The organism is Marivita hallyeonensis (assembly GCF_900129875.1).
In the GTDB taxonomy this organism is placed as follows: domain Bacteria; phylum Pseudomonadota; class Alphaproteobacteria; order Rhodobacterales; family Rhodobacteraceae; genus Marivita; species Marivita hallyeonensis.
Genome location: NZ_FQXC01000004.1, coordinates 108,552 through 122,919 on the forward strand (window position 1 = coordinate 108,552; position 14,368 = coordinate 122,919).

The following is a 14,368-nucleotide window of genomic DNA, read 5'->3' on the forward strand; positions in this document are numbered from 1 at the left end:
CATATTTGAAAAAAGAAGAAGTTCAGACCGCCATATCGTCGCGGTGTATTACCACGGCGCGGCCCGGGTAGCCCAGAATTTCTTCGATCTCGGCGGAGTTGTGCCCCTTGATCGCCTGCGCTTCTTGCGCGGTGTAGCGGCTGAGACCCATCCCAAGCGTGCGGCCTTTGCCGTCCCGGATCATCACAGGCTCACCGCGCCCGAAGCTTCCCGACACGGCGGTGATCCCAGGCGGCAAAAGCGACGTGCCCCGCGCCAGCGCGCGCGCAGCACCATCGTCCACGGTGAGCGTCCCCTGCGGCTTCATGGCCGAAATCCAGCGCTTGCGGGCCGCGTGCGGGTCAAGCTGAGGCGTGAACCACGTCGCCCGCGCCCCGTCTTCCAGTGCTTGAAGCGGATGCAGCCGCGATCCTTCGGTGATGGCCATCGCACAGCCCGATGCCGTTGCGGTTTTGGCGGCCATCAGTTTCGTCTTCATGCCCCCTTTCGACAGCCCGGATCCGGCATCGCCCGCCATCGCCTCGATCTCGGGTGTGATGGCATCGATCACGGGGAAATGCGTGGCGGTGGGCACCTCGTGCGGATTGGCGTCATAGAAACCGTCCACATCGGAGAGCAGGACCAACTGGTCCGCCCCGACGGTAGCGGCGACCTGCGCTGCGAGGCGGTCATTGTCGCCGTAGCGAATTTCGTCGGTGGCGACGGTATCGTTTTCGTTGACGATGGGGATGACGCCAAAGCCGATCAGCGTCTCCAGTGTTGCCCGGCTGTTCAGGTAGCGGCGGCGGTCGGTGCTGTCCTCTAGCGTCACCAGAACCTGTGCTGTGGTCAGGTCATGCGGGGCCAGAGCCTCTTCATAGGCGCGGGCCAGCCGGATTTGTCCGACGGCGGCGGCGGCTTGTGACTGTTCAAGCGGCAGCACGCTGTGCGGCAGGCGAAGCACGCCCCGCCCCAGCGCGATCGAGCCGGAGGACACGAGGATCACATCCGTCCCGCGCGCCTTGATCCGCGCCACGTCTTCTGCCAGCGAGGTCAGCCAGTCACGGCGCAAAGTGCCGTTCGACTTGTCGACCAGTAGCGCCGACCCGATCTTTACAACGAGGCGACGCGCGTCGCTCAGGGTTGCCACGGCGCCTGCTCCTCTGTGGCCTGTTCGCGCTTGCGGGTGGTTCTCACGTGCTTGCGCAAGGCGCGCAGCACCTCTGTCAGCCCCTCGCCCGACACACCGGACATGAGCATGACGTCGTGCCCCGCTTTGCGTTCCAGCTCTTCCTTCAGGAACGCGCGTTCCTCGTCGTCCAGCGCGTCGATCTTGTTGAGCACCGTCACGCGGGGTTTGTCTGCCAATCCCGCACCATAGGCTTCGATCTCGTCGATGATGGTCTGGTAGTCTTCGAGCAGCGTGCCGGAGGTGCCGTCGATCAGATGCAAAAGCGCCGCACAGCGTTCGACATGGCCGAGAAACAGATCGCCCAGCCCCCGCCCCTCATGCGCGCCTTCGATAAGACCGGGAATGTCGGCAACCACGAATTCCGCGTCATCCACGCCGACGACGCCAAGATTAGGGTGCAGGGTGGTAAACGGGTAGTCCGCGACCTTGGGGCGGGCGTTCGAAGTTGCGGCGAGGAAGGTGGATTTGCCCGCGTTGGGCAGACCCAAGAGCCCGACGTCTGCAATGAGTTTCAGCCGCAGCCAGATCGTGCGCTCCACGCCCTCCTGCCCGGGATTGGCGCGGCGCGGTGCCTGGTTGGTGGAGGTTTTGAAATGCAGGTTGCCCCAGCCGCCGTTGCCGCCCTTGGCAAGCAGCACCCTCTGACCCAGTTCTGTGAGATCCGCGATGACGGTCTCTTCGTCTTCGTCGAGGATCTCCGTTCCTACGGGCACACGCAGAACAATATCGTCGCCATCCGCGCCGGTGCGCTGGCGGCCGGCTCCTGGCCGTCCGTTTTCCGCGAAGAAATGCTGCTGGTAGCGGAAGTCGATGAGCGTGTTGAGCCCATCCACCGCTTCGACCCACACATCGCCGCCGCGTCCGCCATCGCCGCCATCGGGACCACCGAATTCGATATACTTCTCGCGCCGGAAGCTGATGCAGCCATTCCCCCCCGATCCAGAGCGGATATAGACCTTGCAGAGATCGAGAAATTTCATGACGTGATGCCTTCCTTGGCGTCGGTGGACCGCGCAAAGCGCAGGCCCGTGCGATCTACATCCCCCCAGCTTTGGCGGTCAAGCCGGACCCGCACAACAGGGACATCTCGACCATGGAAATGCGCGTAAATCATCCGCACTTCCCCGGTTTCCTGAAACCCCAGCTTGCGGTGCACGCTTTCAGAGCCCGCGTTTTGCTGCATCCAGCCACTTGCCAGAACAGTGTGCCGGTCGAAGTGCCAATCGATCATCGCCGCCGCAGCCTCGGTCATCAGCCCGTGCCCCCACGCTTCACGGCACAGCCAAAAACCAATCTCGTGCGCCGCACCATCCCCATCCTTGGGCGTGATCGACACCACGCCACAACGGGTCCCGTCCCGTTCAATCATGCGGTAACCGGGACAATCGCGCACGCGGTCGATGTAACCCCGGGCGTCTTCCAGCCGATACGGGCGCGGCGGCGATGTCAGCCATTGATGGACCTCGGGCCGAGCGATCTCGGCCGCGAGCCAATCGGCATCGTCCGGGCGGAGCTGCCGCAGGATCAAGCGTTCTGTTTCGAGCATGGCGGTCATTTCGATATGTCCAAGCTGACCGCCGCGCGATCAGCTCATTCGTTTGAGATAGGTCCAGGTTTGGACGGTTGCATTTCGCGCGACAGAGAAGCTTTCCGCGTCGCCGATGTATTCAAAGCCGCAATGCGTCAGGACACGGGCCGACGCCGGGTTGTCCTGAAACACACTGGCGAAGATCGTGTCATTGCCAAGCGGATTGGCCGTGACCAAAGCCTCGACCGCGTCGGAGGCAAGGCCGGTATTCCAGAACGGTGGCCCGACCCAATAGCCGATCTCCGACTGGTTGCGGTCCATCCGTTCGAGCGAAATCAGACCCATAACCTCTGGCCCGCCAACCGCCGTGCCATCCATGGCCCAAACGTCTTCCAACCGGTCCGGTGCAAGTGCGCGATCGACAAAGCTCTGCGCCGCGCCCGGCGGCAAGGGATGCGAAATCGTGGTTGTCATGTTCGCAACACGCTTGTCGGCGGTGTAGTGTTCGATCAAGCCGACATCGGATGGCCTCAGCGGGCGCAGATCAAAGCGGTCTGTTTTCACCGCGGTTTGCGGTTCGGTCGTTGTGTCCAGTGACATCTGCTCGCTCCTCCTCGCAGATAGATCGGCTCCCCCAAGCCAACGAAAAAGGGACCGGCGTTTCCGCCGATCCCCTTGTTTTGTCCAAAACCTTAAGGTCGGCTTACTCAGCGGCCTCCGCCGCTGGCATGACAGAAATAAACGTGCGGCCCTTGAGACCTTTGTGGAAGGTCACGTTACCGTCGATGGTCGCGAAGATCGTGTGATCCTTGCCCATGCCCACGCCTTCGCCCGGCCAGAACTTGGTGCCGCGCTGACGCACGATGATGTTTCCTGGGATCGCGGACTGGCCACCGTAGAGTTTGACGCCAAGACGGCGTCCGGCAGAGTCGCGACCGTTGCGGGATGAACCGCCTGCTTTTTTATGTGCCATTGGTCAGGTCTCCTTACTTCGATGCCAGTTCTTTGGCCTGTTCGATCCAGCCTTCACGCTCGATCCGGCCCTTGAACGACAGCTTCTCGCCGAATTCCTCGACGTCTGCCTCGGTCCATGCAGCGATCTGGGCGAAGGTGGTGATACCAGCTTCGTGCAGCTTTTTCTCGAGCGCCGGGCCGACGCCGGAGAGTTGCTTGAGATCGTCTGCGCCAGCCGCCGCTTTCGGTGCTTCGGCTTTCTTTTCTGCTTTCGGGGCCGCGTCCGCCTTGGGTGCAGCCTCTTTCTTCGGTGCGGCCTTCTTCGGAGCCGCAGCGGCAACCGCCGCACCGGACACGGAGCCCGCGCCGATCGCCGCTTTCACGCCGGACTTGTCGGCGTCAGAAGCGAGGATGTCGGTCACACGCAGAAGCGTCAGTTGCTGGCGATGGCCAACGGTGCGCTTGGAGCTGTGCTTCCGGCGACGCTTGACGAAGTTGATGACCTTCTTGCCTTTGATCTGGTCAACGACCTCGGCCTGAACGGCGGCGCCGTCAACCAGAGGGGACCCGACAACAGGCTTATCACCGCCAAGCATCAGAATTTCATTGAACTGGACTGTTTCGCCTGCATCGGCTGCCAGCTTTTCGACGCGCAGTGTGTCGCCCGATTGGACCTTGTACTGCTTGCCGCCGGTTTTCATCACCGCGAACATGGTGGTCTTCCTTTGTTACCCGCGTCCTGTGGCCCCGGTCGCCCGGCGTTTCGGGGGTAAGCCCCGCCTCGAACAGCGCGCCCTTTTCGGGGCGAAGTTGTCTCAAAAAACAAAAGGCGGGACCGAAGCCCCGTCTTTGCGTGTCGCGGCTTATGCTGGGTCGCACCGCATTTGTCAACGGGCTTTGCGCCCTAAAGCTCTTGCACCTGCATCTGGCGCGCAACCGCAATGCCAAGCGCGTAAGAGATGTCATCGTACATCTTGTTGAACCCTGCGAACAGCGCACGATTCAAAGCCCGGCCCGGTTCGGTTTTCGACAGAGCCGTGTATTCCTCGACCACGCCGTGTTCGAGCGGCCGGTACGCCATCAGCAGAAATGCATACACCCACTCGCGCGTGTCGATGCGCGTTTCTTCCTCGGACGACCAGACTTCTGTCAGAATGTCCGCCTCGGACATCTCGAGTGCGCCTCCATCCACCATGCCGAGGTAGAACTGGTAGTTGGCGTTCATCGCCCCCACGAGATTGGCCTCGACAAGGTCATTGGTGTCGACGAAATCCGTGATTGTCGCCAGCGTCTCTGACTCCGTTCCCTCAAGATCCCGGAACGCTGCACGCGCGGCGTCTTCGATCTCTTGCTCCCGCATCGCGGTCCGGGCGCTGAGTTCCAGATCGATCACTTGTTGTCCGGTGTCCGAGGTGAAGAACTCCAGAAGTTGGGAGGTATCCGCGTCGCCGAATTCCTGCGAGAACACGCCGCGCACGGTCTCGAGCATCCGCGCCTCGTCGTAAATCCGCTCGATCGTTGCCTTCCAGCTGTCGGTTGCACCACCTGGCACCATGTCAGCGGCGAGCGTGTCGCCGTATTCGATACCCTCGGCCTGCATGATCTCAACAATTTGCGGCACACCAAGCGCATTCAGCAAATCATCGACATCGTCGGCATGGGCGGGTGCGGTCCAAGAGGCCAGAACCACCCCGGTCACTGCTGTCGCGAACATTTTGCGCATCATGGTCTCACCCCGTCTTTCTTGCCTCTGTCATACCTATGGCGCATGTCATGCAATGCCAACCCACTCCACCGTGATCGCAATGTCATGCCGTCAGATGACATTGCGACGTGAAGACCCGTATCGGCGACCAAGCAGACGGGACATGGGCAATGTCGATTTGTCTATACACGCATGACGGGTCTGACTAAGCTTTCGCCATCCTGTGCATATACGCCAATCAGACCGAGACGCACCATGAGTACGGTCCATTCCGACGACGCAATTCTGAAGAACTTCAAAACCAATATCGAGCTCATGCTGGTGAAACACGGCCTGACGGACGTGGAACTGTCAGAGCGCGCCGGGTTCGACGACAAGGGTCAGGTGAACGCCATCCTGAACAGCACGTCTTTGCCGAACATGGCCGTGCCCATGCGTCTGGCAGACGCGCTGCGCGTGCCGGTGGAGACGCTGCTGCGTGATCCGAAAGAGCACCTGTCGCAGAAGTTGGAGGTGCTTCCCCTGCAGGACGTGGACGCGCGGGCTGCACAGTTGATGACCGCCATCTTCAAGGCGACCGAAAAGACGCTAGAGCGCTTTGGCGACCGACCGACCATGGATTCGATCATCGCGTGGTGGAAGGAAACCGGCGGCAGTCTTGTTCAGTGCGATCAACTGTCACCGCATTTCGACCTTGTCGAGGCGAATAGCAGCGGCGGCGTTCCCGGTGTCCAGCACATGGGTGCCATGGGATTGTCCGCCACGACCCTTAGATCGCAGCAGAGCGCACGTCTCGAACAGTTTCTTGCGACACTGAACAAAACGGATCTCGATGAGCTCAATACGCATATCCGGACGGTCAGCCATTCGGGCGTGGGGATGATCTCCCCACAGACCCGTGTGGTCGAGCTGCCCGAGCTTGGTGATCCGATCGAAGTCAGCTTCGTGCGCCTCATGCTTCCGGTCACCGATATCAGCGGCCAGCCCTACGTGTTGAACTACTCGACGCTCTTGAGCGAATCCACGCCCAGGAGGCAGGAAGGCCGCATTCTGAAGAACTGAGCCATGCGCGCCAAATCCTCGGACGGCAGGGCGACAAGGTATTCACCCTCTGCCCTTCCGGCGGGACGCGTCTTCCAGGTATGCGCGCCGGGATATTGACGGGTGAATCCGTACTCGGAGGCATAGCCCAGACGAACATCGTCGGCGCGGACAAAGGCGTAAAGCCAATCCGGCTGCCAACGCAGGGCGCAATAGGCGAACAGCAGATGCGTATAAAGAGACAACAGGTTGCGCGACCCGCGGGCGGATTTGGCGATGAAGAACTCCCCCATATACACCACGTCCCCGGTGATCTCGTCGCAGTTCCGTGATCCGTCCAAAACGCCCGAGCCGTCATACAAACGCCGGTAGCTGCGCGCCCAGAACTCGGTCAGCCTTTCCGTCCAGAGCGTATCCAGCCGCGCGGCAACGCCACCGATATCGGTGCCGTCCCGTTGCAATATCAGCCACACGGCGCGGTCTTTCGATAGATCGTTGAACTCGGACGACAACATCGGTGTGAACGACGTCTTCCCGATCGCGGTCATCCGCGCTTCGGCGGCACCGAAGTCAGACGTCTCGTCGATGCTGATCCCGCGCTCTGCAAGACCGGCTTGGCACATACTGAAAAGGGTCATCACATCAAGATTGGCTATGGGGGTCATGGTAGAATCCACCTATGGTTGTTAACAGCCTGACGAGTGCAACTCATTCATGCCGGTTAACCAACCCTCGGGCCGTCAACTGCTTTTCAATCGGTGCTTTCCTGTGCCGTTGCTCCGACCCCGGATGCAGCGCCCCGCTTCACCGCCCGCCGGAATGCACCAAAATGAGTGAAACAGGGCTTGCAGTCGGCTTAGGAAAACTCTAGTGACGCCAACCGTGGAGAGGTGCCGGAGTGGTCGAACGGGGCGGTCTCGAAAACCGTTGTGGGTGCAAGCCCACCCAGGGTTCGAATCCCTGTCTCTCCGCCATATAACCACTTTAAAGTTCTTTAAATTAGTAAGTATCTCGACCGCAAACTAATGTGTTCCCACACTTGTTCCCACGTCCGGCGCTTTCTTCCAAAATGCGCCGCTAGCTATCGAGAACATCGTTAACCGACTCGCCGGTAATCAATTCTCGCTGCCGTTCGCGGCTGAGCTGACCATAGCTGCGCAAAGTGGTTAATACGTCCGTATGGCCAAGGTTCTGGGACGTCGCAACGATTTCAGCCACAGAGGTGCAAGTTTTGGCTGCGTGACGGGCGAGCATGTGAGGGAAGGCGTGAGGACCGAACGCCGGAAGACTTGCATTCTCAAACGCGACGTTGACAATTTTGCGCACAGGCTCGGTGCTTTTCCAAGGACGGCGTTCAAAGCCCTCGACGATGAAGCCGGTATTGGACTTAGGCGCAACAGCCGTTGCAGGAAACAGCGGGTCGTCCGGGCCGTAGAACGCTTTGTCGCCGAGGTAGGTTAACTATGCGCGCAATGCTTCTTCGGCCTCTGGGAAACCTCCGGCGAAGAAGGTGTCGATGCTCTTGCCAAACTTGGTTGCCACTTCGCGTGGGTTTTGGGTTACGGATTTCTCGTCCAGATCGATGCGTTTGATGCGCAAGGTGACTAGAGCCCCAACCCGAATGCCAGTCAGGCACAGAAGAGCAAAGACCGCCTTGTCGCGCATCTCGCGTACGGTTGTCATAGGCATACTCTCAAGGGCGCGTTTCGCTTGTTTGATGCTCGGCGCTGGGCGCGACGGAGCAGTGCGAGCTTCGGCTTCGTCGCGTCGTGAAAGTTTGAAGTAGTCTGCATCTGACGCTCGGATACGACTGCGAAACCCATCTTGCTGAGAAAGCCAGAGCGTGAACTCGCGCAAGGTTGCAAGGATCGCGCGCGTGGTAGACTTGCTCAAAGGCTTGCCGGTTGCAATCCTGGCTTATTGAGCTCGGCTCGGAAGCCCATGGCCCATTCGATGTGGAACCTCGCAAAATCCTTGCGCCCGTTCCAGATATCAAAGCGTTCAAGCGCGGCAAGCTCCCTGTCGAGAGACTTGTCGGAAAGCTGACGTGCGTGCTTGCGATAGTCCACGAACCGGCGCTTGAGGCGTTCGTTTTTCTCGTTCGGACGTTTGGTCACGGGAGCCTCCTTTTAGGCATAAAAAGCAAGGAAATCAGGTGCCGAAAGGGCATGTCGGGAAGTGGAAAAACAAGGGGGAGCACTGTCCACCACCTTAATGTTCGCTATAGCAGCGTGATTTTGAGATCGAGGGTCCGGGCAATTTCAGGGATAAGACTCTCGGCAACCGGCTTCGATACAACTGTTTCGTAGGTCTCACAGAAGGCCGTTAACTTGGCCCGCCCCTGTTTGACTTCACAGTCTACAAAGCCTTCGGCTGCGCGCCGTTCCTTCCGGCACTTCACACAGTAGAAAGCGTCGATCCGCGTTCTTACGGAGAGGCTTTTCCGCTTCGACTTGATGTAGTCGCGCAGGTCGTCGCCCCGGATCAACGCAGGTCGCGTGCCATTCATGACATGCAGCCCGTCTGACGCCCAGTTGCGGATTGTGCGGAGAGAGACGCCGGCAACCTCCGACGCCTCTCCGATGGTGTTGCAATAGAACGACTTGATCCCGCTCAGGCGGGCTTGCTTTGGCATGCGAACCTCACTCGCCCGCAGGGGACTCGTTGCGCTTCAACCAATCGCGCAAGGCACCAATTGTGATCAGGCGTCGCGTCCCGATTTTGACGCTTTTCAACTCGCCCGACGACAGCGCCGCATAGAGAGACGTGCGCCCTATGCCGCACAGGCGCGCGGCTTCGTTCGGCGACACCGCAAGGATTTGCGCTGGGTGATTGATGATGTCCGTTGCGTCCGTCATGGCCCATACTCCTTTGCTTGGGTGTATGGGAACGGTGGCGAACGCTGGTTGGGCAGAAAAAGCCGGTGGATAATTGACCAGTTATTGACCAGCCCTGACCTTGCTGACGTAGTCTTGCACGCGTGAAAGCGACGGCAACTTAAGACCCGGGTATTCTCTTTGGAAAATCGAAAGAACGGCCTTCACTTCTTCGTTGCGCCCGGTCAGGGCTTCGCTGGAGTCAATCCGTGATTGAATGATGCCAATGAGCAGTTTGCCGTATCTATTGGGCGCGCCGGACTTTTTGCCTTAGGGCACATCACCCAGTGTGCAGAGATCAAATTGAGGAATGAGGCAACCGTTTCTCGGTGACATTTCCACCAGTTCGTTCAGCGTGACCGTCATGGCTATGGAGATCGGCAATTGGCCTTCTGCGGACACGACCAAACGTGACGGTGCATGCACTTCTCTTGAAAGCGCATCTGCGAGTTGTCGGGCATCGTCCTCGTCGGACAAGCGAGGCAGAAAACAGAGCACGATGTCGCCTTGATCGGTTGATACTGACCCAATCCGCCAGGTCTCACCATACACGGGCGTTGCCTTACGACGTTTGCAGTCGAAAGCATCAGCTAGTTGGCCGATCAAGAATGGGAGGTTGGGCGTCACCGTATTCATTCGCTCTCGCGCGAGTTCGACGAAGCAAAGCTCAGGGCAATAATAGCCGTAAGTGCTATCTTCAAATTTAATTTGGGCGGTGTGAGGATCGCTGCACTCGGCGCACACAACGGCGGAAATAGCCCCGGTTTCCCTGAAGAAGCCGAACCCCAAAAGGTCGTTGTAACCTTGGCGATGGCGCAACGAGTGGGTTGGCGCCGCAGCTTCAAGAGCGATCATTTCGCTCAGCAAATCAACGGGGTTCAATTCACCGCCTCAACGACATCCACGTCCGGAAGTGGCGGAGCCAACAGTTTCCAGCGCTCCAAAAGGTTGAAGACAAAATGGCGATCCGCCTCCGTTTTGTTCGGTAGAGTAGTGGTGTTCGGTAAGCACAGAGTTACCGTCAGCGTACGACCGCGTTTCCATCTCTTGCTTTGAGAAATATTCGCAGCGTGGCACCGTAGATTTGCCATCCGCCTGCCCGAAGTGGTGAACAAGCCCCAAACCTTCGATCGAGAAAATCGTAGAGAGTTTCGTCATCGCCCCGCTTCTCGATGCGGGTGAAAGCTTGGCAGGATGAGAAGAAATCCAGTGACGACACTTCGACGCGCTCAATCCCGTCAGCGAACGCAGTCTCAAACTCGGGCAACTTGCGAAGCGTATCAAGTAACACCTCGCGTCTTGGTGTTTTGACCGGGGCGGCTGAGTGCGGCGCAAAGTTGTTGGCGAAAGACAAAGCGTATTCGTCCAAAAACTTTTTCCCGCCACTGGCCGATATCTCTACGATCCGGGATTTCAAATCGCAGGCGAAACCGACTTCCAGCACTTTCTGGACGAGTTGACGTTCCAACGTCTCAGCTTCGCCAAACGCCAATTCGCTGGCGGCTTTTTCCTCAACGTAGATGGTCGCGTGCAACAATGCTGCTTTTTCACCTGTGATTGGGTCGACGCGGATAGACTCGTACCAATCTGCTTCGCTTCTGCGATGATCCGGGACGTCCAGAATGCCTAGAACGTCGTTTAGAAAAGCACGACGCGCGTGTTCATCCTCCAGCTTCCATGGGTGGCCATCAACATCAAACTGGAACGCTGCCCAACCCCTTCCGCCAGTACGTCGCATGAGGGAAGTTTGCGCTGCGATACGGTCGATGATCTGCGGGAAATGGATAGCAAGCATCAGCAAAGTATGCTGAACGCTCTCAAGCCCCTCAAGATCGACGCCTTGTCCTGCGCATATTTGCTCCACTGCGAGGAGGCCATTTTCGTCCGCGATGCTGGCAAAGAGGTCTAAATCGGCTTTCAATTCGTCCTGTTTCCGATCGGGGAGGCCTCTTAGCAATTCTTCAATCGCTCGAACAAACTTGGTGCCACGCCCCTCGCTGTTCCAATCAAAATCATCAGGCGCTTGAATGCACCGGCATTCTAGAATGTTCAGACGCCGAGCAGTCGGTGATTTGCGGAGAAATCCGCTGAAAGATGTCACATCTGTGCCGCTTGAGATGAATAATTGAAAATATGTGGTTTCCACTTGTTTCGTTCAAGTTGATTGTGTTCGTCGCCGTCGTTGAATTTGGCTTGACGGCCAACTTAAATTTTAGTGGTAGCGATGTTTGCGCAAGCTGCGAAGATGAAAGGAACTAAGCGGTTTACGAATCGCAAAAACTGTGGGCCCTATTCATCAGTAAGAGCCGCGTTTTTCGCAACTCTCAAAGGTTATTAATCAGATACAAGAGGTGAATCTTGCCAGATATATCAATTGTCGGTGGCAGCGTAGCTGAGGACAGATTTAACTTTATTGAATTCACAGTCACGTTGTCGGAGCCTGCACTTGACGCGATATCAGTCTCATATCGCACCTTGCGCGACACAGCGCTTGATTTTGACTTGGACGACTCGCTTACCAGCGCTGACTATAATGGCACCTTGACCTTTGCACCGGGCGAGACATCGCTGTCGATCTTCCTCGAAGCTGGAAGCGACACGCTTGACGAGTTGGACGAGAATATCACGCTTGAATTATTCAATCCGACGTCGAATGCTGTTTTCGCAGGGGGAGCACCTGTACTCAGGAGCACTGGAGTTATTTTGGACAATGACGGCGTTGGTTCAAATCTCGCAGTTTTTGTCTCCGATCCTGTTCTCGTTGAGGGCGACAGTGGACAAAGTGAGGCTGTCTTTGAAGTGCGACTTTCGCAACCTGCGCCGACCGGGTTTACGTTCACGTATGAAACGGCCGATATTTCTGCGAAAGCCGGCGCGGACTACATCGCAACCAGTGGGACGCTAAGCTTTGCAGCCGGTCAGGAGGTGGCGTCTGTATCTGTCCCAGTCCTCAACGATACGATTGGCGAGGCCGATGAGCGATTTGCTTTGGTGGTCACGCCACCTGCTTCGCCTGTCATAGGTACGGATGGCGCGGTTGGCGAAGCACTTATCCTCGATACCGACACCAGCCCCCTTCCCGAGATCAGTGTGGAAGGTGATGTTGTAACTGAAGCCCGCTTTGACTTCCTCCGCTTCACAGTCACGTTGTCGGAGCCTGCACTTGACGCGATATCAGTCTCATATCGCACCTTGCGCGACACAGCGCTTGATTTTGACTTGGACGACTCGCTTACCAGCGCTGACTATAATGGCACCTTGACCTTTGCACCGGGCGAGACATCGCTGTCGATCTTCCTCGAAGCTGGAAGCGACACGCTTGACGAGTTGGACGAGAATATCACGCTTGAATTATTCAATCCGACGTCGAATGCTGTTTTCGCAGGGGGAGCACCTGTACTCAGGAGCACTGGAGTTATTTTGGACAATGACGGCGTTGGTTCAAATCTCGCAGTTTTTGTCTCCGATCCTGTTCTCGTTGAGGGCGACAGTGGACAAAGTGAGGCTGTCTTTGAAGTGCGACTTTCGCAACCTGCGCCGACCGGGTTTACGTTCACGTATGAAACGGCCGATATTTCTGCGAAAGCCGGCGCGGACTACATCGCAACCAGTGGGACGCTAAGCTTTGCAGCCGGTCAGGAGGTGGCGTCCGTATCTGTCCCAGTCCTCAACGATACGATTGGCGAGGCCGATGAGCGATTTGCTTTGGTGGTCACGCCACCTGCTTCGCCTGTCATAGGTACGGATGGCGCGGTTGGCGAAGCACTTATCCTCGATACCGACACCAGCCCCCTTCCCGAGATCAGTGTGGAAGGTGATGTTGTAACTGAAGCCCGCTTTGACTTCCTCCGCTTCACAGTCACGTTGTCGGAGGCAAGTTCGGAGGCGATATCGATTGATTATCAGGTCATCGAAGGCTCGGCGAACTCTTCTGACTTCGATGACGGGTTGTCGAATGGAACCCTTACGTTTGCACCCGGTGAGACAACTCGTTCCATTTTTGTTGAAGCTGGGTCAGACACATTAGATGAGCGCGACGAAAGTGTCTTTCTTCGCTTAGAAAATGCGGTCAATGCCGTATTTCCATTCGCCAACTCTCAGGCGTTTGCCACCGGCTTCATTCTAGACGATGACGGTGTTGGACCGAATATCGCAGGTGCAATCCAGCCCACCATCGTACGCGAAACGGGCTCAGAGTTTACGGACTACAGTGTCTTGGTCCATCTGTCGCAAGCATCGTCAACCGAACTCGTCTTTGACGCCACACTCCTGTCGGGCTCTGCAACCGTCGGCCAAGACATCCAACTTCTGGATAACACGCTCACGTTCGCACCTGGGGCCACCACAGCAGCATTAGATGTGCGTGTTCTGGGAGATGAAGCCACATCTGAAGGCAATGAAACACTTGAGTTGGCTCTCGTCCCTGCATCAGGCACGCCATTCGTTGGATCAATCGACAACGGTGAGATACTGATCTTGGATGGGCCAGCTTTTTCAGGCGAACCTTTTCCAGAGCCAGAGCCAGAACCGGAACCGGAGCCAGAACCCGAACCGCCAACTGACCCGGTTTCCAGTAACCTCGATGGCGCGGACTCCAACATAAACGTTGATGGTTTGATAAACGTATTCATCGATTTTGGCGGTCAGGACACCTACACGTTCCTGAGTTCGCTCGGGGCGGACGTTACAATAACCGACAATAATACGAGTACTATCAACCTTCCTGAAGGGATCGTAGTCACATCGGCGCTCTTTCTTGCTGATGGGGCCCAGTTTACGATCAACGGTAACACGGTGACGTTGTTGGGGAACCCGGCGAGCTTTGACTTCATTTTCGGAGGGACGCCGCTAGACCCGAATGCTGGCACGGCCTTGACCTTTACGCAAACCGCGAGCGCCTTCGGGACAACCGTTCCGTCTCTCGGTGGCGCGCCGAACGAGGCAACGGTGACCGGATCGGTGCAGATCGACGGCACGATCGGAGTGACCGCTTCGTCCGCCATGCTTCTAGGGATACAGGACACTGGGCCTGGCAGTGAATTTTCAATGGTTTAAGTGAAAAGAGAGGAGCCTTTTCGTACTTTATTCTGGAA

At 57.6% G+C, this 14,368-nt stretch carries 16 protein-coding genes and 1 tRNA gene; 3 read left to right on the forward strand and 14 right to left on the reverse strand.

The window, feature by feature from the left end; all coding sequences use genetic code 11:
* Positions 1 to 22: 22 nt before the first annotated feature.
* The 7 genes from proB to BUA42_RS13410 form a co-directional block, all read right to left on the reverse strand.
* Positions 23 to 1,129, reverse strand: a complete 1,107-nt coding sequence (gene proB, locus BUA42_RS13380) for a glutamate 5-kinase (RefSeq protein ID WP_072778613.1) — start codon at positions 1,127 to 1,129, stop codon at positions 23 to 25.
* Positions 1,117 to 2,151, reverse strand: coding sequence for a GTPase ObgE (obgE, locus tag BUA42_RS13385; protein WP_072778614.1), 1,035 nt, complete (start codon positions 2,149 to 2,151; stop codon positions 1,117 to 1,119). Before obgE ends, proB begins: the two co-directional genes overlap by 13 nt.
* Positions 2,148 to 2,717: a GNAT family N-acetyltransferase gene (locus tag BUA42_RS13390; protein WP_218588633.1), complete on the reverse strand. Its 570-nt coding sequence runs from the start codon at positions 2,715 to 2,717 to the stop codon at positions 2,148 to 2,150. Before BUA42_RS13390 ends, obgE begins: the two co-directional genes overlap by 4 nt.
* A 39-nt stretch (positions 2,718 to 2,756) precedes the next feature.
* Positions 2,757 to 3,299 carry a GNAT family N-acetyltransferase gene (locus tag BUA42_RS13395; protein WP_072778617.1) on the reverse strand — a complete coding sequence of 181 codons (543 nt, stop codon included), beginning with the start codon at positions 3,297 to 3,299 and terminating at the stop codon, positions 2,757 to 2,759.
* Positions 3,300 to 3,402: 103 nt separating this feature from the next.
* On the reverse strand, positions 3,403 to 3,672 hold the full coding sequence (gene rpmA, locus BUA42_RS13400) for a 50S ribosomal protein L27 (RefSeq protein ID WP_072778619.1): 270 nt from the start codon (positions 3,670 to 3,672) through the stop codon (positions 3,403 to 3,405).
* 13 nt (positions 3,673 to 3,685) lie between these two features.
* Positions 3,686 to 4,366 carry a 50S ribosomal protein L21 gene (locus BUA42_RS13405; RefSeq protein WP_072778621.1) on the reverse strand — a complete coding sequence of 227 codons (681 nt, stop codon included), beginning with the start codon at positions 4,364 to 4,366 and terminating at the stop codon, positions 3,686 to 3,688.
* 191 nt (positions 4,367 to 4,557) lie between these two features.
* Positions 4,558 to 5,367 carry a DUF2059 domain-containing protein gene (locus tag BUA42_RS13410; protein ID WP_143152697.1) on the reverse strand — a complete coding sequence of 270 codons (810 nt, stop codon included), beginning with the start codon at positions 5,365 to 5,367 and terminating at the stop codon, positions 4,558 to 4,560.
* Positions 5,368 to 5,613: 246 nt separating this feature from the next.
* Here BUA42_RS13410 and BUA42_RS13415 point away from each other — a divergent pair, with 246 nt between their 5' ends.
* The gene (locus BUA42_RS13415; RefSeq protein ID WP_072778624.1) at positions 5,614 to 6,420 is read left to right on the forward strand and encodes a helix-turn-helix domain-containing protein; all 807 of its coding nucleotides are present in this window, start codon (positions 5,614 to 5,616) and stop codon (positions 6,418 to 6,420) included.
* Here the strand turns inward: BUA42_RS13415 and BUA42_RS13420 are convergent.
* A complete protein-coding gene (locus BUA42_RS13420; RefSeq protein WP_143152698.1) occupies positions 6,357 to 7,037 on the reverse strand; it encodes a hypothetical protein in 681 nt (226 codons plus the stop codon). The genes BUA42_RS13415 and BUA42_RS13420 overlap by 64 nt on opposite strands.
* A gap of 246 nt (positions 7,038 to 7,283) precedes the next feature.
* Between BUA42_RS13420 and BUA42_RS13425 the strand changes: the two genes are divergently transcribed.
* Positions 7,284 to 7,373, forward strand: a tRNA-Ser gene (locus tag BUA42_RS13425).
* Between the two features lie 487 nt (positions 7,374 to 7,860).
* Here BUA42_RS13425 and BUA42_RS21330 read toward each other — a convergent pair.
* The 6 genes from BUA42_RS21330 to BUA42_RS13460 all read right to left on the reverse strand — a co-directional run bounded on the left by BUA42_RS21330 (position 7,861) and on the right by BUA42_RS13460 (position 11,421).
* Positions 7,861 to 8,256, reverse strand: coding sequence for a tyrosine-type recombinase/integrase (locus BUA42_RS21330; RefSeq protein WP_143152699.1), 396 nt, complete (start codon positions 8,254 to 8,256; stop codon positions 7,861 to 7,863).
* Positions 8,257 to 8,288: 32 nt separating this feature from the next.
* Positions 8,289 to 8,516, reverse strand: a complete 228-nt coding sequence (locus BUA42_RS13440; protein ID WP_072778630.1) for a hypothetical protein — start codon at positions 8,514 to 8,516, stop codon at positions 8,289 to 8,291.
* A 104-nt stretch (positions 8,517 to 8,620) separates the two neighbouring features.
* Complete coding sequence (locus BUA42_RS13445; RefSeq protein WP_072778631.1) at positions 8,621 to 9,034, reverse strand: helix-turn-helix domain-containing protein; 414 nt, start codon at positions 9,032 to 9,034, stop codon at positions 8,621 to 8,623.
* Between the two features lie 7 nt (positions 9,035 to 9,041).
* Positions 9,042 to 9,257, reverse strand: coding sequence for a helix-turn-helix domain-containing protein (locus tag BUA42_RS13450; RefSeq protein ID WP_072778633.1), 216 nt, complete (start codon positions 9,255 to 9,257; stop codon positions 9,042 to 9,044).
* 288 nt (positions 9,258 to 9,545) lie between these two features.
* A complete protein-coding gene (locus BUA42_RS13455; RefSeq protein WP_072778635.1) occupies positions 9,546 to 10,130 on the reverse strand; it encodes a hypothetical protein in 585 nt (194 codons plus the stop codon).
* Positions 10,131 to 10,296: 166 nt separating this feature from the next.
* Complete coding sequence (locus BUA42_RS13460) at positions 10,297 to 11,421, reverse strand: hypothetical protein (RefSeq protein ID WP_072778637.1); 1,125 nt, start codon at positions 11,419 to 11,421, stop codon at positions 10,297 to 10,299.
* A 212-nt stretch (positions 11,422 to 11,633) separates the two neighbouring features.
* On the opposite strand from BUA42_RS13460, the gene BUA42_RS13465 reads away from it, so the two are divergent.
* Positions 11,634 to 14,330: a Calx-beta domain-containing protein gene (locus BUA42_RS13465; protein ID WP_072778639.1), complete on the forward strand. Its 2,697-nt coding sequence runs from the start codon at positions 11,634 to 11,636 to the stop codon at positions 14,328 to 14,330.
* Positions 14,331 to 14,368: the final 38 nt, after the last annotated feature.